Source organism: Streptomyces angustmyceticus, assembly GCF_019933235.1.
Lineage (GTDB): Bacteria > Actinomycetota > Actinomycetes > Streptomycetales > Streptomycetaceae > Streptomyces > Streptomyces angustmyceticus.
Map to the genome: position 1 here is coordinate 7863480 of NZ_CP082945.1, position 21957 is coordinate 7885436.

General features: G+C 70.1%; 22 protein-coding genes and 2 pseudogenes. 15 read left to right on the forward strand and 9 right to left on the reverse strand.

The features are described 5' to 3' along the window. Window positions 1-403: 403 nt before the first annotated feature. Window positions 404-2029 (forward strand): class I adenylate-forming enzyme family protein, encoded by a 1626-nt coding sequence (locus tag K7396_RS34425; protein ID WP_223660323.1) that lies wholly within the window; start codon window positions 404-406, stop codon window positions 2027-2029. A 36-nt stretch (window positions 2030-2065) separates the two neighbouring features. Here K7396_RS34425 and K7396_RS34430 read toward each other — a convergent pair whose 3' ends face one another. Then, window positions 2066-2410 carry a DUF317 domain-containing protein gene (locus K7396_RS34430; protein WP_174887047.1) on the reverse strand — a complete coding sequence of 115 codons (345 nt, stop codon included), beginning with the start codon at window positions 2408-2410 and terminating at the stop codon, window positions 2066-2068. Between the two features lie 296 nt (window positions 2411-2706). Here K7396_RS34430 and K7396_RS34435 point away from each other — a divergent pair, with 296 nt between their 5' ends. The 3 genes from K7396_RS34435 (at window position 2707) to K7396_RS34445 (ending at window position 4493) form a co-directional block, all read left to right on the forward strand. Continuing rightward, the gene (locus K7396_RS34435) at window positions 2707-2844 is read left to right on the forward strand and encodes a hypothetical protein (protein ID WP_158101082.1); all 138 of its coding nucleotides are present in this window, start codon (window positions 2707-2709) and stop codon (window positions 2842-2844) included. A gap of 471 nt (window positions 2845-3315) precedes the next feature. Then, entirely contained in the window at window positions 3316-3624 is a 309-nt protein-coding gene (locus tag K7396_RS34440) for a transposase (protein WP_223659499.1), read from the forward strand. Beyond that, the gene (locus K7396_RS34445; protein ID WP_107421206.1) at window positions 3621-4493 is read left to right on the forward strand and encodes an IS3 family transposase; all 873 of its coding nucleotides are present in this window, start codon (window positions 3621-3623) and stop codon (window positions 4491-4493) included. The genes K7396_RS34440 and K7396_RS34445 overlap by 4 nt, the downstream gene beginning before the upstream one ends. Before the next feature lie 93 nt (window positions 4494-4586). On the opposite strand, the gene K7396_RS34450 is transcribed toward K7396_RS34445, so the two are convergent. The 3 genes from K7396_RS34450 to K7396_RS34460 form a co-directional block, all read right to left on the reverse strand. Continuing rightward, a complete protein-coding gene (locus K7396_RS34450; protein WP_086718756.1) occupies window positions 4587-5744 on the reverse strand; it encodes an FAD-dependent oxidoreductase in 1158 nt (385 codons plus the stop codon). A gap of 233 nt (window positions 5745-5977) precedes the next feature. Further along, window positions 5978-6253 (reverse strand): helix-turn-helix domain-containing protein, encoded by a 276-nt coding sequence (locus K7396_RS34455; RefSeq protein ID WP_086718757.1) that lies wholly within the window; start codon window positions 6251-6253, stop codon window positions 5978-5980. Continuing rightward, a complete protein-coding gene (locus K7396_RS34460; RefSeq protein ID WP_086718758.1) occupies window positions 6253-6744 on the reverse strand; it encodes a DUF2975 domain-containing protein in 492 nt (163 codons plus the stop codon). Before K7396_RS34460 ends, K7396_RS34455 begins: the two co-directional genes overlap by 1 nt. A 176-nt stretch (window positions 6745-6920) precedes the next feature. On the opposite strand from K7396_RS34460, the pseudogene K7396_RS36115 reads away from it, so the two are divergent. The 4 genes and pseudogenes from K7396_RS36115 to K7396_RS34475 all read left to right on the forward strand — a co-directional run. Further along, window positions 6921-7217 (forward strand): annotated as a pseudogene (locus K7396_RS36115) (IS110 family transposase); the annotation flags it as partial. A 429-nt stretch (window positions 7218-7646) separates the two neighbouring features. Next, window positions 7647-7769: pseudogene (locus K7396_RS36070) on the forward strand (flavin reductase family protein); the annotation flags it as partial. Between the two features lie 10 nt (window positions 7770-7779). Beyond that, window positions 7780-7974 (forward strand): transposase, encoded by a 195-nt coding sequence (locus K7396_RS36075; RefSeq protein WP_086718759.1) that lies wholly within the window; start codon window positions 7780-7782, stop codon window positions 7972-7974. Window positions 7975-8128: 154 nt separating this feature from the next. Further along, a complete protein-coding gene (locus tag K7396_RS34475; protein WP_086718760.1) occupies window positions 8129-8908 on the forward strand; it encodes an SDR family NAD(P)-dependent oxidoreductase in 780 nt (259 codons plus the stop codon). Window positions 8909-9198: 290 nt separating this feature from the next. Here the strand turns inward: K7396_RS34475 and K7396_RS34480 are convergent, their stop codons facing one another. Further along, window positions 9199-9585 (reverse strand): VOC family protein, encoded by a 387-nt coding sequence (locus K7396_RS34480; RefSeq protein WP_086718761.1) that lies wholly within the window; start codon window positions 9583-9585, stop codon window positions 9199-9201. A gap of 63 nt (window positions 9586-9648) precedes the next feature. Here K7396_RS34480 and K7396_RS34485 point away from each other — a divergent pair, with 63 nt between their 5' ends. Next, window positions 9649-10614 carry a helix-turn-helix transcriptional regulator gene (locus tag K7396_RS34485; protein ID WP_086718762.1) on the forward strand — a complete coding sequence of 322 codons (966 nt, stop codon included), beginning with the start codon at window positions 9649-9651 and terminating at the stop codon, window positions 10612-10614. A gap of 273 nt (window positions 10615-10887) precedes the next feature. On the opposite strand, the gene K7396_RS34490 is transcribed toward K7396_RS34485, so the two are convergent. From K7396_RS34490 to K7396_RS34500, 3 genes are all read right to left on the reverse strand, one after another. After that, complete coding sequence (locus K7396_RS34490; protein ID WP_086718763.1) at window positions 10888-11187, reverse strand: VOC family protein; 300 nt, start codon at window positions 11185-11187, stop codon at window positions 10888-10890. Window positions 11188-11466: 279 nt separating this feature from the next. Next, complete coding sequence (locus K7396_RS34495) at window positions 11467-12033, reverse strand: hypothetical protein (RefSeq protein ID WP_086718764.1); 567 nt, start codon at window positions 12031-12033, stop codon at window positions 11467-11469. Window positions 12034-12142: 109 nt separating this feature from the next. After that, window positions 12143-13471: an AbrB family transcriptional regulator gene (locus K7396_RS34500; RefSeq protein ID WP_317852140.1), complete on the reverse strand. Its 1329-nt coding sequence runs from the start codon at window positions 13469-13471 to the stop codon at window positions 12143-12145. A gap of 117 nt (window positions 13472-13588) precedes the next feature. On the opposite strand from K7396_RS34500, the gene K7396_RS34505 reads away from it, so the two are divergent. The 6 genes from K7396_RS34505 (at window position 13589) to K7396_RS34530 (ending at window position 20587) form a co-directional block, all read left to right on the forward strand. Next, entirely contained in the window at window positions 13589-14266 is a 678-nt protein-coding gene (locus tag K7396_RS34505) for a response regulator transcription factor (RefSeq protein WP_086718766.1), read from the forward strand. 6 nt (window positions 14267-14272) lie between these two features. Then, a complete protein-coding gene (locus tag K7396_RS34510; protein WP_086718767.1) occupies window positions 14273-15733 on the forward strand; it encodes a sensor histidine kinase in 1461 nt (486 codons plus the stop codon). 372 nt (window positions 15734-16105) lie between these two features. Further along, the gene (locus K7396_RS34515; RefSeq protein WP_223660324.1) at window positions 16106-16507 is read left to right on the forward strand and encodes a hypothetical protein; all 402 of its coding nucleotides are present in this window, start codon (window positions 16106-16108) and stop codon (window positions 16505-16507) included. Continuing rightward, on the forward strand, window positions 16507-17169 hold the full coding sequence (locus tag K7396_RS34520) for an ABC transporter ATP-binding protein (RefSeq protein ID WP_086718773.1): 663 nt from the start codon (window positions 16507-16509) through the stop codon (window positions 17167-17169). The genes K7396_RS34515 and K7396_RS34520 overlap by 1 nt, the downstream gene beginning before the upstream one ends. Then, window positions 17169-17945, forward strand: a complete 777-nt coding sequence (locus tag K7396_RS34525; RefSeq protein ID WP_223660325.1) for an ABC transporter ATP-binding protein — start codon at window positions 17169-17171, stop codon at window positions 17943-17945. The genes K7396_RS34520 and K7396_RS34525 overlap by 1 nt, the downstream gene beginning before the upstream one ends. Next, window positions 17942-20587 (forward strand): ABC transporter permease, encoded by a 2646-nt coding sequence (locus K7396_RS34530; protein WP_086718769.1) that lies wholly within the window; start codon window positions 17942-17944, stop codon window positions 20585-20587. The genes K7396_RS34525 and K7396_RS34530 overlap by 4 nt, the downstream gene beginning before the upstream one ends. 24 nt (window positions 20588-20611) lie before the next feature. On the opposite strand, the gene K7396_RS34535 is transcribed toward K7396_RS34530, so the two are convergent. Further along, the gene (locus K7396_RS34535) at window positions 20612-21955 is read right to left on the reverse strand and encodes a HAMP domain-containing sensor histidine kinase (RefSeq protein WP_086718770.1); all 1344 of its coding nucleotides are present in this window, start codon (window positions 21953-21955) and stop codon (window positions 20612-20614) included. Window positions 21956-21957: the final 2 nt, after the last annotated feature.

The window sequence follows — 21957 nt, forward strand, 5'->3', positions numbered from 1 at the left end:
CGCTTGTGGGCGCAGGCAGCCAGGTGGTCGTAGAGGTTGAGGGTGACCTGGCCCCATGGGCGTGCGCGGGGACGTCGGTAGCCCAGCAGGGCCAGGAAGGCCGTCTGTGGAGATGCTGGTCATGCGCGAGCTTCACACCCCCGCAGGGCAGCGGCCAGTGGTTCTCGCGGTGCGTCGGGCCAACCTTGCTGTCGGTCCGGGGCTCTCCGTGCAAGGGCCTGCTGGGACCACACCACGGGGAGCGATACTCCGCCATGATGACGGGCGTCCGGTGCGCTCTCTCAGACGCTCAACTGACCTGCGAATACCGGATTTGCATTGCGGGGATGATACTCCACCGGGCGATGGCCGAACGTGGCCCCCATGAGATCAAGGCCGCTGAGCGGCATGTTTGCATGTGTTGGTGATCGTTAACGCACAGGAAATATCCGAGCCGCGGACGTACGTGGACCGCATTCTGGAGCACTGGAACAAGGACGAGGACGCCGAGGCGCTCGTCCAGGGGGCGCAGCGGCTGACCAGAGGGGAAGCCCGGCGGCAGCTGTTCAGGCTGGGGCATGCGCTGCGGGGGCAGGGGCTCGCGCCCGGTGACGGGGTGGGGCTTTTTCTGGCCAACCGTGTCGACTCGGTCCTCGTTCAGCTCGCCGTCCATCTCATCGGCTGTCGCGTCGTCTTCTTGCCGCCCGAGCCGGGGCCCGGCGAGCTCGCCGCGCTCGTCGAGCAGTCCCGGGCGCGCGCCGTGGTCACCGACCCGCTCTTCGCGGAACGGGCCGCCGATGCGGCCGGCCGCAGCGTCCACGCCCCCGCACTGCTCAGCCTCGGCCCGTGTGAGCAGCGGTGCGCGGACCTGCTGGCCCTGGCGGCCGAGTGCCCGGACGCGCGCCCCGACGGTGTGCCCGCCCCGGGAGCGGACGAGGTCGTCACCGTCCTCTACACCGGCGGAACCCTGGGCCGCCCCAAGCTCGCCGCGCACACCCACCGGCTCTACGACATGCTGGTCGACCTGATGACGGACGCCGCGGAGGACTCCGGCCCCGCGTTCTTCCCGACCATGGACCCGAGCACGGACAGGGTGCTCGCCGCCACGCTGCTCACGCACGGCAGCGGCCATCTCACCTCGATCCAGGCCCTGGTGACGGGGTCCGCCCTGGTCGTGCTGCCCGAGTTCGAAGCGGGCGCGGCGCTGACGGTGCTGCGCGAGGAGCGGATCACCGCCACCATGTTCGTGCCGCCCATGATGTACGCGGTGCTCGACCATCCGGAGTGCAAGCCGGGCGTCCTGCCCGCGCTGCGGCGGATCGCCGTGGGCGGCGCGGCCACGTCGCCCAGCCGGCTGCAGCAGGCGGTCGAGGTCTTCGGGCCGGTGCTCGGCCAGGGCTACGGGCAGTCGGAGGCGCTCGCCATCGCCGCGTTCGGCGCGGAGGAGCTCGCTTCGGAGTGTGCCCTGCGCCCCGAGCTCTGGCGCAGCTGCGGTCGCGCGATATCCGACACCGAGATCGAGATCCGTGCCGAGGACAGCACTGCGGCGTTGCCCGTCCGGCAGGTCGGCGAGGTGTGTGTCCGGGGCAACGCGGTGATGCTCGGCTACTACGAGGACCCGGAGCGCACCGCGGCGGCACTGCAGGACGGCTGGCTGCGCACCGGCGACCTGGGCTACCTCGACGCCGAGGGCTACCTCTATCTCGTCGACCGGGCCAAGGACATCATCGTCACCGGCAGCACCAGCGACAACGTCTACTCCAGAGTCCTGGAGGACTTCCTGCTCACGCTGCCCGGTGTGCGCAACGCGGCGGCGCTGGGCGTCCCGGACGAGGAGTACGGGGAAGCCGTACAGATCTTCCTCGCCACGGCCGAGGGTGTCGAGATCGACCCGGAGGCGGTCGGCGCGGCGGTGACCGCCGAGCTGGGAGAGCTGTACACGCCCCGGAAGACGGTGCTGCTTGACCAGCTGCCGACGACCAAGGTCGGCAAGGTGGACAAGAAGGCGCTGCGCGCCGCGTGGACGAGCGGCGCCTTGACCACGCCATAGGCTCTGCTGATATGGAGGCACCCGGCCGGTTCGGAGTCAAGTGCGCTGTGAACACAGGATTGCAACCCCCGCGTCCTCGGACAGGTTCGTCCAGCGCATCCAGCGCCCGTCGATGCCGTGCTTCCAGCCAGCTTCCACGAGTGGCCTGGTTGCGGCGGTGACGGACTTCTCGTCCACGGCACTGCCGACGGCTATGTCCCATCCATCACCGGCGAGGTGGGCCGGCAGCTCCTGCAGCACGGGGGCAGGGGTTGCACCAGTCACGGTGAGAGGCCACATGTGGTCCGAGACGCGAGTCTCGTACGCGGCGACGGCCCAGGCGCTCTCGTGGGCGGGGACGGCGTGGATGCGCTCGATGCGCAGGGTCTGGGATTCGTGCATCGCGTGGGGGGGGCTCGTCGGGCCAGGCGCGTTCCCTGCCAAGTTCTGCGTGTTGAGCTGCGGATATGAACAGATGAGGGGCGGGTGAGCTGCCGGAGGCCGCTCACCCGCCCCTCGTTCCACCCGCGTCAGTGCGGCTCGGTCGTCGCCCAGGCTCGGGCGTGGAGGTACGGCTCGAGTCGTCGGCGGGGATCCCGTCCTGCAGGGCCGAGGCTGCCAACGCACTGCTTGTTGACGCAGTCCTACGACATCTGAAGGGCTGACTGCTGTGGCTGGGGCTTGGTACGTTCTGGGGCGTGACGCTGCGTTCGGTGGATCTGCGCAAAGAGCCTGTGGAAGCCGTACTGGATCGTGCGGAGCGCATGGTGCTCGACGTCGTCCGTGCCGACCGGGACCGCGTCAAGGGCCGGACGCCGCGAGCCAGACGGGAATGAACTGGCAGGAAGCCGCGCTCCTCGGCGAGCCACCCACAGCTGGGGCGTGGTCTGCTGACGGCGCTACCGCTGGGCGGAGCATGTCACCGGTTGGCCTGCTGCTCCCTTCTTTTGGTCCAGAACGCGGTCGTCGCCTTCCTGCAGGAGGCAGTGCGCCACGCCTTTGCCAGTGGGTACGACCTTGAGGCGTGGAGTGTGGCCGCCGTCCTCCTGGGTGCTCCATGTGGCTCCGTTCACCTTGGCTGGCATGCTTACCGCGCCATTGGGCCCATCGATGTAGTCGTGCCTGACGGATTGCAGGTTGCCTCCTTCGGTCCATGCCTTGTACGTCACGTCGGGACTCTTGGCACCGCAAGCCGTCAGGAGTCCGCAGGCAACAGCCAGCCCCGCTATCGTGGTGATGAGCTTTGGGTTTGATCCGCTTTGACGGACATCCGAGATCAGGGGCCCTGCCCCGGAAGGATGTCCATCATGGAGAGCATGGGGAAGAAGAAGCCACGCCCTCGCCGCTCGTTCACGCCGGAGTTCAAGGCCGAGATCGTCGAGCTGTGCCGACGCGGTGACCGCTCGGTCGGCCAGGTGGCCAAGGACTTCGACCTGACAGAGACCGCGGTGCGGCTGTGGGTCAGCCAGGCTGAGGTCGACGCCGGTGAGAAGGATGGGCTGACCAGCAGCGAACGCGAGGAACTGGCCGCCTTGCGGCGGGAGAATCGCCGACTGCGCGAGGACGTCGACATCCTCAAGCGAGCCACGGCTTTCTTCGCGAAGGAGACCCGGTGACGGTGCACCCGTTCATCGAGGCGGAGAAACGCGCTGGTCACAGCGTCAAGCGCGCATGTGAACTGCTCAAGGTCTCCCGAACCGCCTTCTACGCCCGCCGTAGCGGCAAGCCCGGTCCCCGCACCGTCCAGGACGCCGAGCTGACCCGGCGGATCGCCGCAGTCCACGAGCATTCACGCGGTACCTATGGGGCCCCGCGCGTTCATGCGGTACTCAAGCAGGAAGGCGCCGGCTGCGGCCGCCGCCGGGTTGCCCGGCTGATGCGGGCGGCCGGTTTGGAGGGCCGGCACCGCAGGCGACGGCACACCACCACGATTCCTGATCCTCGATCCGCCCTCCGGCCCGACCTCGTGGTCCGCGACTTCGCCCCCGACGCCGCGGGACTCGATACCCGCTGGTGCGGCGACATCACCTACGTCCCGACCGACGAGGGCTGGCTCTATCTGGCCACGGTCATCGACATCGCCTCGCGGCGGGTGGTGGGCTGGGCCACCGCCGACCACCTGCGGACCGATCTGGTCGCCGATGCTCTGCGATCTGCCTGCCAGCAGCGTCGCCCTGCCCATCCGGTGATCTTCCACTCGGATCGCGGCTGCCAATACACCAGTCAGCAATTCGCCGCCCTGGCATATGAGTTGGACGTCCGTCTCTCTGTCGGACGCACCGGACAATGCTGGGACAACGCCCTTGCCGAGTCCTTCTTCGCCACCATCAAACGTGAGTTGCTCGGCACCGCCGCCTGGCCCAGTCGGGCCTCTGCCCACACCGCGATCTTCGACTTCATCGAGGGCTGGTACAACTTGCACCGACTGCACAGCAGCCTTGGTTACCGCAGTCCCGCCGACTACGAGACCGCCCTCGCGGCCTGACCACCACACCAAGGGTGTCCGTCAAAGCGGAACAAGCTCACTTCGTGGCTGCTGGCACGGGGAATGTGGGCATGATGTGGCCTCTCAGTGAGTTCACTTGGGTGTGGGGTCGGGGAAGGATCTGTCGCCGAAGAGGACTCGGCTTGCCGCGGCCCGGCCGAACGGTGTGCGTAGCAGGGTGAATCCCGCTGCTGCTGTGGCAGGCGTCCGTACGCGGGCCAAAATCCCGCGCAGCATGAGTCGTCCGCGGAAGTGGGGGCGGAGTGCGGCTCCGTCGTAGTTGGCCATCGTGTCGGGTTTTCCGGTGCGCAGTGCGTCGTCGAGGACTTCGGCTGCGAGTTGCGACTGCCGTAGGCACGGGTCCAGGCCGCCGGCGGTGAGGGGGGAGACCGCGCCTGCTGCATCCCCCACGAGAAGCCCGTCGGCGCAGCTGATCCTGCGCAGCAGGCCGCCGACAGGGATGGGGCCTGCGCGCCGCTCCACCGTTTCGGGACGTTCGACTCCGGTCAGCCCGGGCGCTGAGGCGCTGAACTGCTCCATCGCACGGCGAAGACCGTCTGGATAGCGGTCGGCGTAGCCCGCGACCCCGACGTGGGCGTGTTGCCCGTCGTTGATCACCCAGGCCAGGTAGCCGGGGGCGAGTGAGGGGTCGAGTACGCAGTGGAATGTCGGTGGTTGGTCGCTTCCGGGGAGTTCGAAGACCTCTTCGGCGCCGACGATCAGGTGGTGGTTGCGGTCGAGAGCGAGGTCGCGGGCGACTCTTGAGCGGGCCCCGTCGGCGCCGACGATGAAGCGGGCCCGGACCGTGGTGGGTCCGTCGCGACCGGCAAGGTGGAAGGTGTTGCCCTGCCGGCCGGTGTAGCGCGTGCCCAGTGCGATGCGGACGCCGGCGTCGACCGCGGTGGCGGCCGTCGCTTCGTAGAGTGGTCCCATGTCGCCCACCCGGTATTCGTCGCGGGGGCTGGTGAGGCTGACCGGGCGGCGCAGGTCAGGGGGGTAGAGGACCACGCGTCGGATCGGTGGTCCGAGGCAGTCGGGGGGCAGCGGGAAGTCGTCGAGGGTCTTCCGTACGAAGATTCCTGTGGTGCGGATCGCGCCGGCAAGGTTCGTTCGGCGTTCGACCAGGAGCACGTCGTGGCCTTGTCGGGCGAGGAGTGTGGCGGTGTTGAGTCCGGCCAGGCCGGCCCCGACCACCAGTACGTCGGCGCCGTCTGTGCCCCCGAGGCGGCAAGCGAGGCGTGCTGTCGTCATATCTGCTCTGTTCGTTGTGGAGTCCGTCATCGGTGCGTGCGGCGCGCGGCGGGCGCCGACCGGCGACGGGCAGTAGTACGGCTAGGCCCGTGCCGCGATGAGGTGTGCGGATGTCGTCGTCAGGTCGTCACTCGGGAGCTTGCTGACGATCAGGCGGAGGGGTCGCGCAGCAGGGATGGCCGGGGGCGTCGTACCTGGTGCGCGTGTGCAGGTGGCCGGCTACCGTGACTGGGTCACCGCGGCGGGGAGGGGGCTGGGACGGATGTTCCGGATTCTTGCGCAGCCTTGTCCCCGTCCCCGGGGCCGTCGGGCTCCCAGCGCAGCAGGTCTCCGGGCTGGCACTCAAGCACCTCGCACAGCGCGGCGAGCGTGGTGAAGCGCACCGCCTTGGCGCGGCCGTTCTTGAGCACCGCCAGGTTGGCGGGTGTGATCCCCACGCGGTCCGCCAGTTCGCCCACGGACATCTTCCGTCTGGCCAGCATCACGTCGATGTCGACGGCGATCGGCATCAGATCACCTCGGCCAGCTCGGCCCCCAGCTGCGACGCCTCGACGTCGCGTGCGACGGCTTGTGCGAGGAGCATCCGCAGCACGAGCACGATGAGTGCGTTCCCGAAGATCGCCAGGCTGATCCCGCCCAGCAGGGCCACAACGCCCGGGGGGACGACAACGCCAGGCGCCAGGACCGCCCCGAGCGCGAGCACCAGGAGCGAGGCCGCCACGAACGCGCCCATCACGAGATGGACGTAGCGGAATGCGGCGTGGGAGAACACGGTTCCGCGTTGCGCCATCGTTACCAGCCGCCACACGCAGACCAGGACCACCTGAACCGTCACGACACCCAGGACCATGATCACGAGGACCGGAGTGCGGCGGTCCACAAGGATGCTCTCCTCCATGGCGCCCGTCAGCATCGCCACCATTACTGCCTGGGCGGAGACCGCCCCGGCGTGCAGCGCCACCATCACGGCACGCAGCGCGAGCACTGTCAGCTTTCCCAACGTCGCTCCCTCGATCGAATATCGATAGAAAGCTATCGAATGTCGATAGGAGTGGCAAGTTGGGTCCGTCGACGGGACGGGCCTGCGCGCCTCCCGAGTTCCTGACGCACTGAGGCGAGCCGCTTCCAGGGCGCACGTGGAGCGGCTGGAGCACGGCACCGAGGTCCAAGCTCGGGCTGGCCTCCGCGGCGGGGTTGGCGCCCGTCCCACGTGAATCCGGCCGCCGCACGGACAGCCACCCCCCGCCCACGCGCTGCAGCCGCTGCCCACGAAGGGTGTTCCGCATGTCCGTACAGACCAGCATCATCCGAGAGCGGCCGAACCGGGACTTCTGCCTCAAGAAGCGCGGCGAGGGCTCCCAACGCGTCCAGGCCGTGATGGCCCCGGTCCGCCGACAAGTCGGCGTCCTGTGGGCCCTCCTGCGCGACAACCGGGTCTTCACCCCCGAGCTGCAAGTCGTGCACGCGGCTTGACTCCATCATGGAGACTCCAGGGGAACGAGGCGGAAGGTGCCACGTTCATTCTTGAAGCGCCAGGTCAGCCCGGTCTTCGTCCGCGGGGCCCAAACCCGGATCAGCCGTTTGGCTCACCCGCACCCCGGCCGTCATCCTCCGGTCTGACCTTCGGGCCGCGAGATGGGTCAGGGTTACGTTTCCGACCCGTAGCGTCATCGCTACGCGGCGACCTGGCGTACCACCCTCACTGCATCCTTGATAGCTCTTCGTCGCCGCGGTTCTCTTGCGCTGTGCCCGACCGCAACAACCGTGCCGCCGACGACCAGCCGGCCTCGGCAACTCGTGCTCGGGTACGGCATGACCCCGGCACTCCACCTGCCCACCCCTGAACGTTGAGTCGGGGTCGGGCGGCCCCATACGAATCGAGCGGGAGCCAGTGACTGCACCCTGCGCTTCTCTTCCCGCTCGGGAGGCATACCGTGTCTGACCGCCACCGTGGTGCCGCGGCCGATCGCCTGGGTGTCGACCACGTCGGAGGGCGGAACGCACAACCTCGCACCCGCGAAGTTCTGAGGGGGGTCTGACTGACGACGAGTGGGCGGTGCTGGATCCGCTGCTGCCGAAGAGCAATATCCGGTGCGGGCGGTGGCGGGATCATCGGCAGGTGATCAACGGGATCGTCCATCGGCTCAGCACCGGTTGCCAGTGGCGCGAGCTGCCCGTCGACGGATGCGGGAGGCACCTGCCTTGCCCCGACTTCGGTGTCGACGAGTAGGGGAGGCAGCGCCCACGGAGAACCTGCGGGACTGATGGCTCGCTTCGAATTTCCCCACACTGTGTTCATGGATGGCCAAACCAGCTCAGTGATCCCGCCCAATGCGTTCTGCCCCGGGAACTGCCGCTGTGGACGGGTCTTCTAGGGTGCGGGCATGATCTCGCGAAGCTACCTTTCCGAATTGTTCTCGCTGGACGGCCGGGTCGCCGTGGTGACGGGCGGCAGCTCCGGCATTGGCCGGGCCATTGCCGGGGCTCTCGCGGGAGCGGGGGCGAGCGTGGTGATTGTGGCGCGCAAGGAGTCGGAGCTGGCCGCCACGGTCGACGAGCTGGCGGCGGACGGCTGTCGGGCAGCCTGGGTGAGCGCCGACCTGGGCTCCCGCGACGGGGTGCGCGCGGCGGCGGAGCAGGCAGCCGAGGTGTTCGGCGAGCCGGACATTCTCGTCAACAGCGCCGGGATCAACCTGCGGCCCCCGATGGGCGAGTTGGGCGAAGAGGTGTGGGACGCCACGATGGCGGTGAACCTGGAGGCGCCCTACTTGTTGGGCCAACGGTTCGGGCCCGGGATGGCCGAGCGGGGCTTCGGGCGGATCATCCACGTCACCTCCCAGCAGGCGCACCGGGCGTTCGTCCAGAGCGGCGCCTACGGGGTTTCCAAAGGGGCGCTGGAGTCGCTTGCCCGCTCGCAGGCCGAGGCGTGGTCGCCCCACGGCGTCACCTGCAACACGCTGGTGCCCGGCTTCGTCATGACCCCGCTCAATGAGCGGTTGTCCTCCGATCCGGAGAAGGTGGCGGCGCTGGCCGCGCGCACGATGGTCGGGCGCAACGGCCTGGCCGAGGACTTCGCCGGAGCAGCGGTGTTCCTGGCCGGCCGCGCCTCCAGCTACGTCACCGGGCAGGCGATCTTCGTCGACGGCGGACTCTCCGTTCACTGAGCCCAACACCGCATAGCCACTGACGCCGTAGCGAGCGTCTTTGGCCCCGGCTTGCCTCCATGGGATGACGCCGTTGACGGCAGTCGACCGCGCAGACGTTGGCGGGTGCCATCCGGACTCATCGACATCTCGGCCTGCCGGCGTGCGTCAGCGCCTCCCAATCCGTTCGAGAAACGCTGCTGCGCGTCATCTGCAGAGCCGTGCAACCTCTCCACGATCCCGGCGGGACAGCGGCGAGTTCGCTGCTCAGCCTGGGTGCGCCGTGGTGGTCATCGGCCTTCCGGTCGTGCTCAGGCCAGGGTGGATATGCAGAACGGGTGGCCTGCGGGGTCCAGCAGGACCCGCCACCGGTCGGGGGCCGGCTGGAACTCGGGCCTGACGGCCCCCAGGGCCAGCAGCCGGGCCTGCGCGGCATCCAAGTCATCGACGCCCAGTTCGATGTGGGCCTGCTTTTCCTGGGAAGGGGCCGGCCAGGTGGGACGGCGGTAGTCGGCCAGTCGGTTGAACCCCAGTCCGGCCGCGCCTTCCTGGCCGAGGAGGACGAAGTCCTCGGTGGAGAAGACGACGGGCAGACCGAGGGCCTCGCCATAGAAGCGGGCCAGTTCGGCGGGGTCCGGGCAGTCGAAGGTGACGGCCGAGTAGCGGAACGTGGGAGCGGAGGTGTTTTCCGTGGTCATGCAGAGGACCCTAGGACGGGACCAGGACAGATTCGGTCCTGGTCATGTGGAACACTCGGGAACGTGATCAGCGCATCCGCCCGCCTGCTGCGTCTGGTCTCCTTGCTGGCCGCCAAGCCGTCGTGGACCTGCGGCGAGCTGGCCGACCGGATGGCGGTCACCGACCGCACGGTGCGGCGGGACATCGCCAAGCTCCGGGAACTCGGCTACGCCATCGAGTCCGACCCGGGACCATGGGGCGGTTACCGTCTCCGCGCCGGAGCCCGGACGCCGCCGCTGATCCTCGATGACGAGGAAGCACTCGCCGTGGCTGTCGGACTGCGTGAGGCCGCGCTCAGCGGTGCTCTCGGCGGCGACCAGGCCGCGCTGTCGGCGCTGCTGAAACTGCGGCAGGTTCTGCCTCAGCGCATTGCGGATCGGCTGACTGAGATGGACGACGCCTTCGTACACACCCCTAGACCCGACGAGCCACAGATCACGCCCGGCATGCTGCTGGAACTGGCGGCCGCGTGCCGCCGAGGCGAGCGTGCCCAACTGTCGTACCGCGACTGGGAAGGAAAAGCCACGGTCCGGGACGTCGACCCGTACCGCCTCGTTCACACGGGACGCCGCTGGTACTTCGTCGCCCGGGAGGTGACGCGGGACCAATGGCGAACCTTCCGTGCCGACAGGGTCGACCGACTGCAGCCAACCGGGCACGCGGTGGAACTCATCGACCCACCCGACCCGGCGCTGCTCGTCTCGCGCTCCGTCGCCAACGGCCCCTACCCGCTCTCTGCCACGATCCGTCTCCCGGTGTCCATGGACCAAGCCCTGCGGCTGATTCCTGCGACGGTCGGCACCCACCGTCCCGAAAGCCCCGACACCACGATCGTCGACATCGGCGGTCCCGACGCGGACGGGCTCGCCAGGTACCTCCTCAGCCTGGCCACACCCCTGCGAGTCCTCGCACCAGACGCTGTCCGGCAGGCCCTGCTACGCCGTACTCAAGAACTCTTCGAGGACAACGCGAACGGTCAGTCCCGGTAGAGCGACGTTGCGCAGGAACGAACTCTGGCCCAATGACCAGAACAAGGCGCCGCTGATCGGAGAGACACGGCCTAGTCGAGGTACCTTACGACGTTCTTCGTCGTACATATGACGATGCGCGCCTGTTCCAGGTGAAGGCGATGGGCACGTTGCGCGGGGTTCCGTCTCTGGAGACGTAGGCCAGGCGGGTCACGTCACGGGTCGGCAGCTCCTGGCTGATCGGACGGTCCCGAACTTCGATGATCTCGTTCGGCTGCATGGTGTTCCTGCTTCTCAGTGCAGTTGTTCGGCCAGTCCGACGATGATGCCCTCCGGGCCGCGGAGGTAGCAGAGCAGATAGCTGTCCTCGAACCGGGCGATCTCGCCGACGAGTTCGGCGCCGTGAGGACGCAGGCGGGCCACGGTGTCCTCGATGTCGTCGACGGCGAACATGACGCGGTGCGTGCCCAGGATGTTGTGCGGCCGGTTGCGTGGCCCGGCGCTGATCGCCATGCTGGTTTCTCCTTCTACCTCGTGCGGCCGGTGGTGGCCGCTGATGTTCCTGGGACGGAGCCGGTGGCACGTTCTCGACATCCTCTGCCGTTCATCCCCTCGCCGCACCCGTCCGGGCCCGCCGCGTAGGGTTCCCGACTCTCGGCGTACTTCTGGGGCATCAAAGTCCTGTGCACCACGGTCGGCGAGACGCGACCGACCTGCTGACCGAGAAGCTCGGTCTGGGCACAGTGATCACCAGTGTGTTGTTCTTGGTGACCATCCTCAGTCTGGTGGTGTTTTTGACGGTCATCCGAAGGGACGGCCGGACCAGGCAAGCCGTCGAGGGTGGGCGGTCTGTATGTCCACGGTGCTGGTCCGCTATGCCGTACCCGGATCGATTTCAACAGATGTCTCTTGCACGGGAGCCGGACGAGGGTGAGTCTGGGAGCCGTCACGACGTCTTCTTCTTGGCGATCGTGGTTCTCGCGGCGGCTGGATATGGGACAAGCCGTGGGTATCGGTGCTGCAGTAGACCAAGCCGTCGTGATCGACGTCTTGGGGGGTGATGGTGCCGTCGTCGTACACCAGCCAGGCGAGCACCGGGCGGTCCTCGCTGGTGGGACCTGTCGGGGTGTCGAGGTGGTAGCAGGCCGTCCAGCCCATGCCCGGGAGTGCGGTGATGACGCGGGGGCGGCGCTCGTAGCCGAGGAAGCCGGGATGCAGATCGGCCCGGATGATCCGGCCGCTCTGTGCGTCGTGGATGTAGCCGACCAGTTCTTTCTCGCAGCGCCACCAGTGCACGACGTCGCACTCCTCCGGCCCAACCGCGTCATGGTCGACGAGGGCCACCCACTGCTGCTCGGCCAAGGAGACGCACTCCGGCGCGGCTGCCATGACGGCGACGACATCGGGGAGCGGGGACGAAGCCGGTTGAGAGGGGGCCATGGTGCCAAGACCTTTCCGGTGAGGTGGAGCAACTGCTCGAACGCTGCCGGGTATCCGACGGATCGTGGGCGTGGACGTGACACTGTGAGGCCCCGAGGTGGGGGAGTCGTCAGGTCTGTGCCCGCTCCTCGGTCCTCGCGCCGGTTGCCGCGGGGCGGGCTGTCGTCAACCAGCGTGTGATCACCGGGGTCACCAGCACGACGATCAGTAGCCGCAGGCTCTGCACCGTCGAGATCAAGGCGACATCCGCATGCGAGGAGACCGCCGTGGCGAGGACCGCGTTGATCCCGCCGGGGGTCGTGGCGAGATAGGAGTCGACTACGGGGGTGCCCGTGAGCTTGGCGAAGAGCCACGCCAGCCCCGCGCAGCCTGTGCAGACCGCGGCGATGGCCGTCAGGATCGAAGGCATGAGACGCCGTACACGAACGAGTGTCTCCCGGGTGAAGCGCACCCCTACGTCGAGGCCGACGAAGACAAAGACGAGGTTCTGGAGCAGGCCGGCTGGGGCGAATCCCGGCACGGCGCCGCTCAACGTGACCACGAGTGCGGCCAGCATGGGGCCGATCAGCGAGGGTGTGGGCACCCGCAGCCGGCGGCCGGCCAGGACGCCGGCGACCGACACGGCGGCGAGGGTGAACAGGCCGGTCAGCTGGTCGGAGCCCATGACCAGGGGGAGGAAGCCACTGCCCTGACCACCGATACCCGTGTGGCCGGCGGAGCCCGCCGCTGACGCGGATGCCAGCCAGTGGGCGGCCAGAGGCGCGGTGGTCGCCACCAGCCCCACCCGCAGGTATTGGGTGAAGGCGACCATGCGCACATCGGCTTGGAGTTCGTCGGCGCAGGTGACGATCGCCGCTGAACCGCCCGGCACCATGCCGAGGACGGCACTGGGACGGCTCAACCGTCCCCCGCGTGCCAGGAACCAGGCGACGGCGACGCTCAGCGCGATGGTGGCGGCGGTGACTGCGGTCAACGGCAGCGCGACGGGCGCCGCGGCGGTGAGGGCGGGCCAGGTGAGGTAGCTGCCCATGAGCGCGCCTACGAGAGCTTGAGCCGTGCGGTTCGCCGGGGCAGGTACTCGCTCACGCACTACGCCCGTCAGCGCCAGCGCGGCGCCGACCAGCAAAGAACACAGAAGGTAGGGGGCCGGCACACCGAAGGCGGCGGCTGCCAGGCCCGCCGCGTACGCCGCCGCGGCAATCAGTGCCCAGCGTCCGGCGGGGGCCGGTCGGGATTTTCGGACTTCGGTCGGGTGTGGGGCGGGCTTCGCGGTGCCGGGCGAGGGCGTGTGCTCTCGCTGCAGCGCGGAAGTCGGAGCCACGAGGACGCCTTTCGTTCGCAAGAGGCATGTCCCGGGAGACGGGATGTCCCACAAGACATCTGCTCCGCCACTGTGCGGCAACGCCCCTGAGCTGCGGCTGAGAGTCGCTGAGCGCACGCTGAGGGCATCCTGAGAGAACGCTGAGAGCAGGCGAGTGACCAGGCGCGAAGCCTCTAGACTCGAAACCGGAGATCAGCCCTATGGCTGGCCCCATCGCGTTGCGAGGAGATTCGGGTGCGCGTGCTGGTAGTCGAGGACGAGCGACACATCGCCGCCGCGGTGGAACGGGGGCTGCGCGCCGAGGGGTTCGCCGTGGATCTGGCCGAGGATGGCGAGAAGGCGCTCATCCTGGCCCGCCACAACGTCTACGCCGTGATCGTGCTGGACCTGATGCTGCCCGGCCGCAACGGCTACGACGTCTGTCGGACGCTGCGTGCCGAGGACGTGAGCACCCCGGTGCTCATCTTGACGGCCAAGGACGGCGAGTACGACGAGGCGGACGCCCTCGACCTCGGCGCCGACGACTACCTCACCAAGCCGTTCTCCTTCGTCGTCCTCCTCGCCCGGATTCGCGCTCTGCTGCGCCGCAGCTCCCCCCAGCGCTCCGCGGTGCTGAGCGCCGGGGACCTATGGCTGGACCCCGGCGCCCACCGCTGCGGGCGCGGGGAGAACGCTTTGGAACTCACTCCGCGCGAATTCGGGCTTCTGGAATTCCTGTTGCGCCACCCCGACACCGTGGTGAGCAAGGGCGAACTCCTCAGCGAAGTCTGGGACGCCTGGTTCGACGGGGATCCCAACATCGTCGAGGTGTATGTCGGATACCTCCGCCGCAAGATTGACACCCCCTACGGCCGCACAGCGATCGAGACGGTACGAGGAGTCGGATACCGGCTCAACGGGAAAGGGGGCTGAGCCGGAGTGCGCCGCCTGTTCCCCCGCCTGGTGCCGACCCGCCGGCTTTGGCTGGCCAGTCGGTTGACCATGCGGTCACGGGTGACCTTGTGGGCCACCTCGATCGTCGCCATTGCCATGATCATCGCTAGCCTCGGTTTGTTGTTCGGGCTGCAGCACTCGCTGTGGAGGAACCTGGACGGAACAGCACGGCAGCGCGTATCCGACGTTGCCTCCCTCATCGAGCACCATCAACTGGTGGAACTGATCCCCTCCAACGGCGGCGACGCGGACGTGGTGGAGGTGGTGGATTCCGCAGGACGAGTGCTTGCCAGATCCGACTACGAGACGCGACCCGGCACTCCCAGCGGACTGCCGCATCCGCTGCCGCGCAGGCTCACCAAAGGCCACGCCGAGACACTGCACGACCTGCGCATCGGCGATGGCGGCGACTTCCGCGTCACCGGCAGGCCCACCAGGGTCGACGGCCGCCCAGCCACCATCGTCGCCGCCGTCTCCCTGGACCAGGCCCAATACACACTCTCCAGCCTGGCCACCGGCCTTGCCGTCGGCGCCCCGGCGCTGACCGTCCTGGTCGCCTGGACGATCTATCGCACCGCAGGACGCACCTTGCGGCCAGTGGAAACGCTACGCCGCCAGGCCACTTACATCAGCGCCACCGATCTGCACCGCCGGCTCGACCTTCCCGCCTCCCGGGACGAGGTGCACGCCCTGGCCGCCACCCTGAACGACATGCTCGCCCGGCTGGACGAGGCATCCGCCGCCCAGCGGCGTTTCGTCGCCGACGCGGCCCACGAACTGCGCAGCCCGCTCACCGCGATCCGCTCCCAACTGGAGGTGATGGCCGCCTACCCCGACCCGCAACGCGATCCGCTCGTCGCTGCGGCGCTGCTGGAAGACGCCCTGCGACTGAACGAATTGGTGGAGGACCTGCTGGCGCTGGCCCGCAGCGAGGACCCGGCAGCGCGGCGACCGAACACCCTCACCGATCTCGACGAGGTCGTCCTCGCAGAGGTACGCCGTCAGCGCGACCTGACGCCGACGAGCATCGACGCCCGAGGGGTCTCGGCAGGCCGAGTCCGGGGCGACGCCGAGGCGCTGCGCCGGGTGGTGCGCAACCTTCTGGACAACGCCCGACGGCACGCCGCACAACAGATACGAGTAACCCTCACCGCGAGTGGCGGCACCGTCGAACTCACCGTCAGCGACGACGGCACCGGCATCCCGGCGGACCAGCGCAGCCGCGTCTTCGAACGCTTCACCCGCCTGGACGAAGCCCGCTCCCGCGAGGCCGGCGGATCCGGCCTGGGCCTCGCCATCGTCGGGAAAGTCGTCACCGCCCATGGCGGCACAGCCCATGCTGATGCGGACCCGGCACCCGCCGATGGCGGCCTGGGGGGAGCACGCCTGGTCGTCAAGCTGCCCCGGGCGGATACGCCGCACAGTTCCGGCCCCGGCAGAACCTGACAACTGGGCCCCGCAAGGGCACGGTGTTAACCGTGCGCTAACCCCACGCAGAGCGGGCCCTGGCCTGCTGACGCCTAACGTCGGACCAGAGGCGCACGCCGTGGCGGCGGACCGCCGCCGCCCTCGCCGCGGGAGGTGTCCACCATGCGTCATCCGTTCGCCGCCGCCGCAACAGGTCTCGTACTCATCACCGGAACCGTGACCGGAGCAGCGGCCTGCTCGTCCACGGCAGCCGCACCACCACAACGCCCGATCACAGCGGCCGCACCCTCCAGTCCGACACCACCGCCACCAGCCGACTCCAATCCGCCCGGCGACATCCCCGACTCCCAGGTGTACGTGCCGTGGTCACCGCCCGGCGGCGGAATCACCGTGAAGGTCCCGGAAGGATGGGCGCGCACCACCCACGGGCACGAGACGGTGTTCACCGACAAGTTCAACAGCGTACGGGTGGCCCGCGGCCAGACCACGACCGCGCCGACGGTGAACTCCGTCCGCGCTCACGACGTTCCGGCCCTGCGCGCCACGAACTCCCACTTCCAGCTGATCAAGGTGGTCAAGGTGCCACGCAAGGGCGGAACAGCGGTGCTGGTCGAATACCGCGCCGATTCCGCGCCCAACCCGGTGACCGGCAAGCGCCTCGCCCTGGACAGCCAGCGGTACGTGTTCTACAAGGCCGGCCGGGGTGACGCGGTGCTGACGCTCTCGGGCCCGGTGGGCTCCGACAACGTCGACCCCTGGCGGACCGTCACGGACTCCTTCCGGTGGTCCTGATGGCCGCGCCCGTGCTCAGCGCCCGCTCCCTCTACCGGTTCTTCCGGGCCGGCGAGGAGGAGACGTTCGCGTTGCAAGGTGTCGGACTGGAGGTCGGGCGCGGTGAAACAGTCGCGGTGACCGGGCCGTCCGGATCGGGGAAGACCACCCTGCTGAACTGCCTGGCGGGGCTCGACGAACCAGACGGGGGAACGGTACTCGTGGCCGGCCAACGGCTCAGCCACCGACCCGAAAGCGAGCGGGTCGGCCTGCGTGCGCGGCACATCGGGATGCTCTTCCAGTCCGGCAACCTGTTGGACCACCTCACCGTCCGGGACAATCTCGCGCTGGTGCAGCGGCTGGCGCCGGGCCGGCATCGCCGGGGAGCGGATCAGCTTCTGGAGCGGGTCGGTATCGGTCGGCGTTCCGGTGCCCTGCCCGGGGAGTTGTCCGGCGGGGAGGCAGCCCGCGCGGGGCTGGCCGTCGCCTTGGCGAACGCTCCGGATCTGCTGCTGGCCGACGAGCCGACCGGCGAGGTGGACGCAGTGACCGAACGCCGTGTGCTGGACCTGCTGCGGGAGCACGCCGCGGGTGGCGTCGCGGTGGTCGTGGTCACCCACAGCCGTGCTGTGGCCGGCGCCGCCGACCGGGTGCTGCGGCTGAGAGACGGAAGGTGGGCCTGATGCCCACAGAGATTCCTTCGGTCGCCGACGGCATGCAGCGCATGGATGCGGCCCTGGTGCGCTGTGATGACGTTGCCCGGACCTACGGCAGTGGACCGGCCGCTGTCGTCGCCGTTCACGGACTTGACTGCCACGTCCCGCCCGGCGCCCGGATCGCGGTGGTGGGGCCCTCCGGGTCGGGCAAGTCCACGCTGCTGCACCTGATGGCGGGCCTGGACCGGCCCACCGCGGGCAAGGTGAGCCATCCCGGCATCGACGGCGCGGACGCGGACACCCTCACCCGGCACATCGGTGTCGTCTTCCAGGGCCCGAGCCTGCTGCCCCCGCTCACCGTGGCGGAGAACGTCGCCCTGCCGTTGCGGATCGACGGCGTGCCGGAGACCGAAGCCGACGACCGGGCGCAGGTGGCCCTCGCCCGCCTCGAGTTGACCGAGCTCGCTCGGCGCCTGCCGGACGAACTGTCGGCGGGTCAGGCTCAACGCGTGGCCGTGGCCCGGGTGTTGGCTCGTAGGCCCCGGCTCGTCCTGGCCGACGAACCCACCGGTCAGCTGGATCGTGCAACCGGCCGTCAGGTGCTGGCCATCCTGCTCGGCACGGCCCAGGAGCTGGGGGCGGCCGTGTTGGTCACCACCCATGATCCGCGGATCGCCCGGGCGCTGGACGTCCGTTGGTACATGGCCGACGGACGGCTGATCCGCCCGGAGGCCGGTGACGGGGGAGATGACAGGACCGACCACCCCACGGACCAGCGGTCTTCAGGAGGCGAGAAGACGTGATCAGGATCTGGCTGGCCGGTCTGCTGCGCCGGCGCGGTGGGCGCCTGCTCGCTGTGGCTGCCGGTGTGGCCACCGCGGTGGCCCTGTTGGCGGCGCTCGGCGGCTTCCTCGGTGCCACCCACGCCACCATGACCGCACAGTCCGTACGATCGACCGTGGTCGACTGGCAGGTGCAGGCGGCCACCCCTGCCGATGTTCCGCAGGTGTTGAGGACCGTTCACCACACGCCGGGCACCCGGGCGGCACTGCCCGTCGGCTACGCCGCCACCAGCGGTCTGAGCGCCACCGCAGGCGGCACCTCTCAGACCACCGGACCGGGCAGCGTGCTCGGCGTGCCCGCCGGCTACCGTACGGCGTTCCCGGGAGAGATCCGGGTGCTGGCCGGACGTGGCGACGGGGTGCTGCTGGCTCAGCAGACCGCCGCGAACCTGCACGCGGCCCCCGGCGACACGGTGGCCGTCGGGCGGGCGGGGCTGCCACCGGTGCGGGTGCGGGTGGACGGTGTGGTGGATCTGCCGCACGCCGATGCGCTGTTCCAGAAGGTCGGCGCACCGCCGCAGTCGCAGCCGACCGCGCCCCCGGACAACATCGTCCTGCTCCCGCAGCACCGCTGGCACGCGGCCTTCGACCCGCTGGGCAAGGCCCGGCCCGACCTCGTGCACGAGCAGATCCATACACGCCGCAGCCATGCCCTGCCAGCTGACCCGGCCCTCGCCTACGCGACGGCGACCGGCCGTGCGCACCACACCGACCTGCGGCTGGCCGGCACCGGCGTGGTCGGGGACAACCTCGGCACGGTGCTGGACGCGGCCCGCTCGGACGCCCTGTACGCACAGATGCTCTTCCTGTTCCTCGGTGTGCCCGGTGCGGTGCTGGCCGGGGCGCTCACCGCGGCAGTTGCCGGCGCCGGTGCCGCGCGACGGCGCAGGGAGCAGTCCCTGCTGCGGACCCGGGGAGCCTCGGCCGGAAGGCTGCTGAGCCTGGCGGCCGTGGAGGCCGCGGTGGTGGCGATCGCCGGCGGGGCGGTGGGCCTGGCGGTGGCGGCGCTGCTGGGGCGCACGGCCTTCGGCGCGGCCGGCAGCCTCACCGCCGGCTGGGCACTGGCGGCGCTCGTCGTCGGCGCGCTGATCGCCGGCGCCACGGTGCTGCTGCCCGCCCGCCGCGACATCAAGGCCGTCACCGTGGTGGCCGGACGGGCCACGGTGGAGCGACGCCGGGTGCCGCGCACACTGTGGTGGGCGGTTACCGCCGTGCTGCTGATGCTGTCGCTGGTCGTCTTCGCGATCACCAGTCGCACCAACTATGCCCTGGTCCTCGCGCCCGAAGGGACACCCACGTTGTCGGTGGACTACTGGGCGTTCGCCGGTCCGGCCCTGCTGTGGGCCGGGGGAGCGCTGCTGGCCTGGCTGCTGACGGACCTGCTCCTGCGGCGCGGGCGGCCGGTGCTCACCAGGTTGCTTCGCCCCATGACCGGTGCCCTGTCCGGCACGGTCGCAGCCAGTCTGTCCCGGCAGCGGGGCACCGTGCTGCGGGCGGTGGTGCTGCTCGCCCTGGCCGTCGCCTTCGCCGCGTCGACTGCCGTGTTCAACTCCACCTACCGTCAGCAGGCCGAGGTCGACGCGGTGCTCACCAATGGCGCCGATGTCACCGTGACCGCGTCCCCCGGCTCCACCGCGGGTGCGGCCGACGCGGCCCGGGTGGCGGCCCTGCCCGGTGTGCGCAGTGTGGAGCCGCTGCAGCACCGCTTCGCCTACGTCGGCCCCGACCTCCAGGACCTCTACGGAGTCCGGCCGGCCACGGCCGTCGGAGCGGGGCGGCTGCAGGACGCCTACTTCTCCGGCGGCAGTGCGCGGCAGCTGATGGACCGCCTCCAGCGGCAGCCCGACGCCCTTCTCGTCAGTGCCGAGACCGCCAACGACTTCCAGCTCCACCCGGGCGATCACCTCCGGTTGCGCCTCCAGGACGCCCGCACCCACCGGCTGCGGCCTGTGGAGTTCCGCTTCGCCGGGATCGTCAAGGAGTTCCCGACCGCCCCCAAGGACAGCTTCCTGGTGGCCAACGCCTCCTACGTGGCCCGGGCGACCGGCAGTGGCGCGGTCAGCACCCTGTTGGCCGACACCGGAGGCAACGGACAACGCGAGGTGGCGCACCGCGTGCGGTCCCTGCTCGGGCCCACCGTCCAGGTGACCGACCTCCCCTCGGCCCGCACCGTCACCGGATCCAGCCTCACCGCGGTGGACCTCGGTGGTCTCACCCGCGTGGAACTGGGCTTCGCCCTGGCCCTCGGCGCGGCGGCGGGCGGTCTGGTCCTGGCCCTCGGCCTGGCCGAGCGGCGCCGCACCCTCGCGCTGGCCTCCGTGCTGGGCGCCCGGGGGCGGCAGCTGTCCGGGTTCGTGTGGAGCGAGGCCGGAGTGGTGGCGGTGGCGGGCACGCTCGGCGGCGTACTGCTCGGCTGGTCGCTGTCCGAGGTGCTGGTCAAGGTCCTGTCCGGTGTCTTCGACCCGCCGCCGGCCGCTCTCGCCGTGCCGTGGGGCTATCTCGGCGTCGTCGCCGTGGCCGTCGCAGCAGCCGTTGCCATGGCCGCGACAGCCGCCGTGCGCCATGCCCGGCGGCCCCCGCTGAGGGAGCTGCGGGAGTTGTGACCGTCACCGTGGACGTACCGGGCGTCAGGTCGCCGGTGTCTGCCTCCCACCGGCGACCAGCCAGGTGAAGCAGGGGTGCGGTGCCCTCCTGGAGACTCGGAGGCGCCCGCCCTCGGCCTCCACCAGGGAGCGCGCGAGCGCCAGACCGATGCCGTGCCCGCCGCCGGCAGTGTCACCGTCGTAGCCATGTCGCCGGGCAAAGACGTCCACGCTCTCGGGAAGGCCCGGCCCCTCATCCGTCACATCCACAGCCGGCACCCCCGCCGCGTCCCGGACGGTGACGGTCACCGTGCCCGCACCGTGGCGGAGGGCGTTGGCCAGCAGGACGTCCAGCACCTGCCGGCCGGCACGTGCCGAGCCGACGGCATCCGGCAGGGGCGACTCCACGGTGACCCGTAGGGGGCGGCCCGCGGCCGCCAGTTCGCCGTGCCAGCGCCGCTCGGCATCGGCGAGCAGCGCCCCGATGTCCAGCGGTGCCCGTTCCGGCACGTCGCGGGCGAGCGAGAGCAGGTCCTCGATCGTCGTCTCCATGGCGGTCAGCGAGGCCAGGGCGGCCCGCAGCGCGCCGCGTGGATCCGTCGGCGCCTCGGTGGACGGCCCTTGCTTCGCCGCATCGCCCTCGGTCAGCCCGCTCTCCAGCTCCAGCCGTACCCGGGTCAGCGCGGTGCGCAACTGGTGCGAGGCGTCCGCGCTGAACGCCCGCTCCCGGCGCAGCAACTCCTCGATCCGCGCGGCGGCCCGGTTCAGCGCGGTCGCGACGGCATCGGCCTCCGGCAGCCCGGACACGCCGGCCCGGGCCGACAGCTCACCGTCCTCCAGCCGGCCGGCGGTGGCAGCCAGCGCCTCCATCGGATGGGCCAGCCGCCGACTGGAACGGATGCCCACCACAGCCGCCACACCGACCGCGACGACGGCCAGCGCCGCCAAACCGGCCCACGTCACCAGTGCCCTGCGCCAGGGCCCGTCGGCCGGTGCGCTGGCTCGCACCGCCGCGCGGACCCGCTCTCCGGAGCCCACCGGCACCGTCGCCACCAGCCGGCCGTCGCCCCGGTCTGAAGTGGCCCGTCCCGCCAGCGCGTCATGCACCGGCCGGTCCCCGGCTTCCGGCCCCGTGCCGACCACCCGCCGCGCTCGGTCGTCGTACACCCCCACCTGCCTGCCCGGCCCGACGCGTGGCAGTTCCATGGGGTCGCGGGGGTGGTGCACATCCGCCGGAACGGTCACCGCCACTCGGTCGGCGAGCTGTTGCAGTGCGCGCACCTCGTCCTGCCGGTACAGCCGTAGCGTCGCCACCGCCAGCGGGACGCAGAAGAGCACCACGGCGCACACCACCGCGGCGATGACCGCTCGCAGGATCCGGCGGCGCACGG

What these genes read in the sequence shown, in the direction of transcription:
- K7396_RS34520 (WP_086718773.1), top strand. Translation starts at nt 16,507, where the DNA reads ATGGCCGCGCCCGTGCTCAGCGCCCGCTCCCTCTACCGGTTCTTCCGG.
- K7396_RS34525 (WP_223660325.1), top strand. Translation starts at nt 17,169, where the DNA reads ATGCCCACAGAGATTCCTTCGGTCGCCGACGGCATGCAGCGCATGGAT.
- K7396_RS34440 (WP_223659499.1), top strand. Translation starts at nt 3,316, where the DNA reads ATGGAGAGCATGGGGAAGAAGAAGCCACGCCCTCGCCGCTCGTTCACG.
- K7396_RS34455 (WP_086718757.1), bottom strand. Translation starts at nt 6,253, where the DNA reads ATGCCGATCGCCGTCGACATCGACGTGATGCTGGCCAGACGGAAGATG.
- K7396_RS34480 (WP_086718761.1), bottom strand. Translation starts at nt 9,585, where the DNA reads ATGACCACGGAAAACACCTCCGCTCCCACGTTCCGCTACTCGGCCGTC.
- K7396_RS34450 (WP_086718756.1), bottom strand. Translation starts at nt 5,744, where the DNA reads ATGACGACAGCACGCCTCGCTTGCCGCCTCGGGGGCACAGACGGCGCC.
- K7396_RS34490 (WP_086718763.1), bottom strand. Translation starts at nt 11,187, where the DNA reads ATGTCGAGAACGTGCCACCGGCTCCGTCCCAGGAACATCAGCGGCCAC.
- K7396_RS34430 (WP_174887047.1), bottom strand. Translation starts at nt 2,410, where the DNA reads ATGCACGAATCCCAGACCCTGCGCATCGAGCGCATCCACGCCGTCCCC.
- K7396_RS34475 (WP_086718760.1), top strand. Translation starts at nt 8,129, where the DNA reads ATGATCTCGCGAAGCTACCTTTCCGAATTGTTCTCGCTGGACGGCCGG.
- K7396_RS34495 (WP_086718764.1), bottom strand. Translation starts at nt 12,033, where the DNA reads ATGGCCCCCTCTCAACCGGCTTCGTCCCCGCTCCCCGATGTCGTCGCC.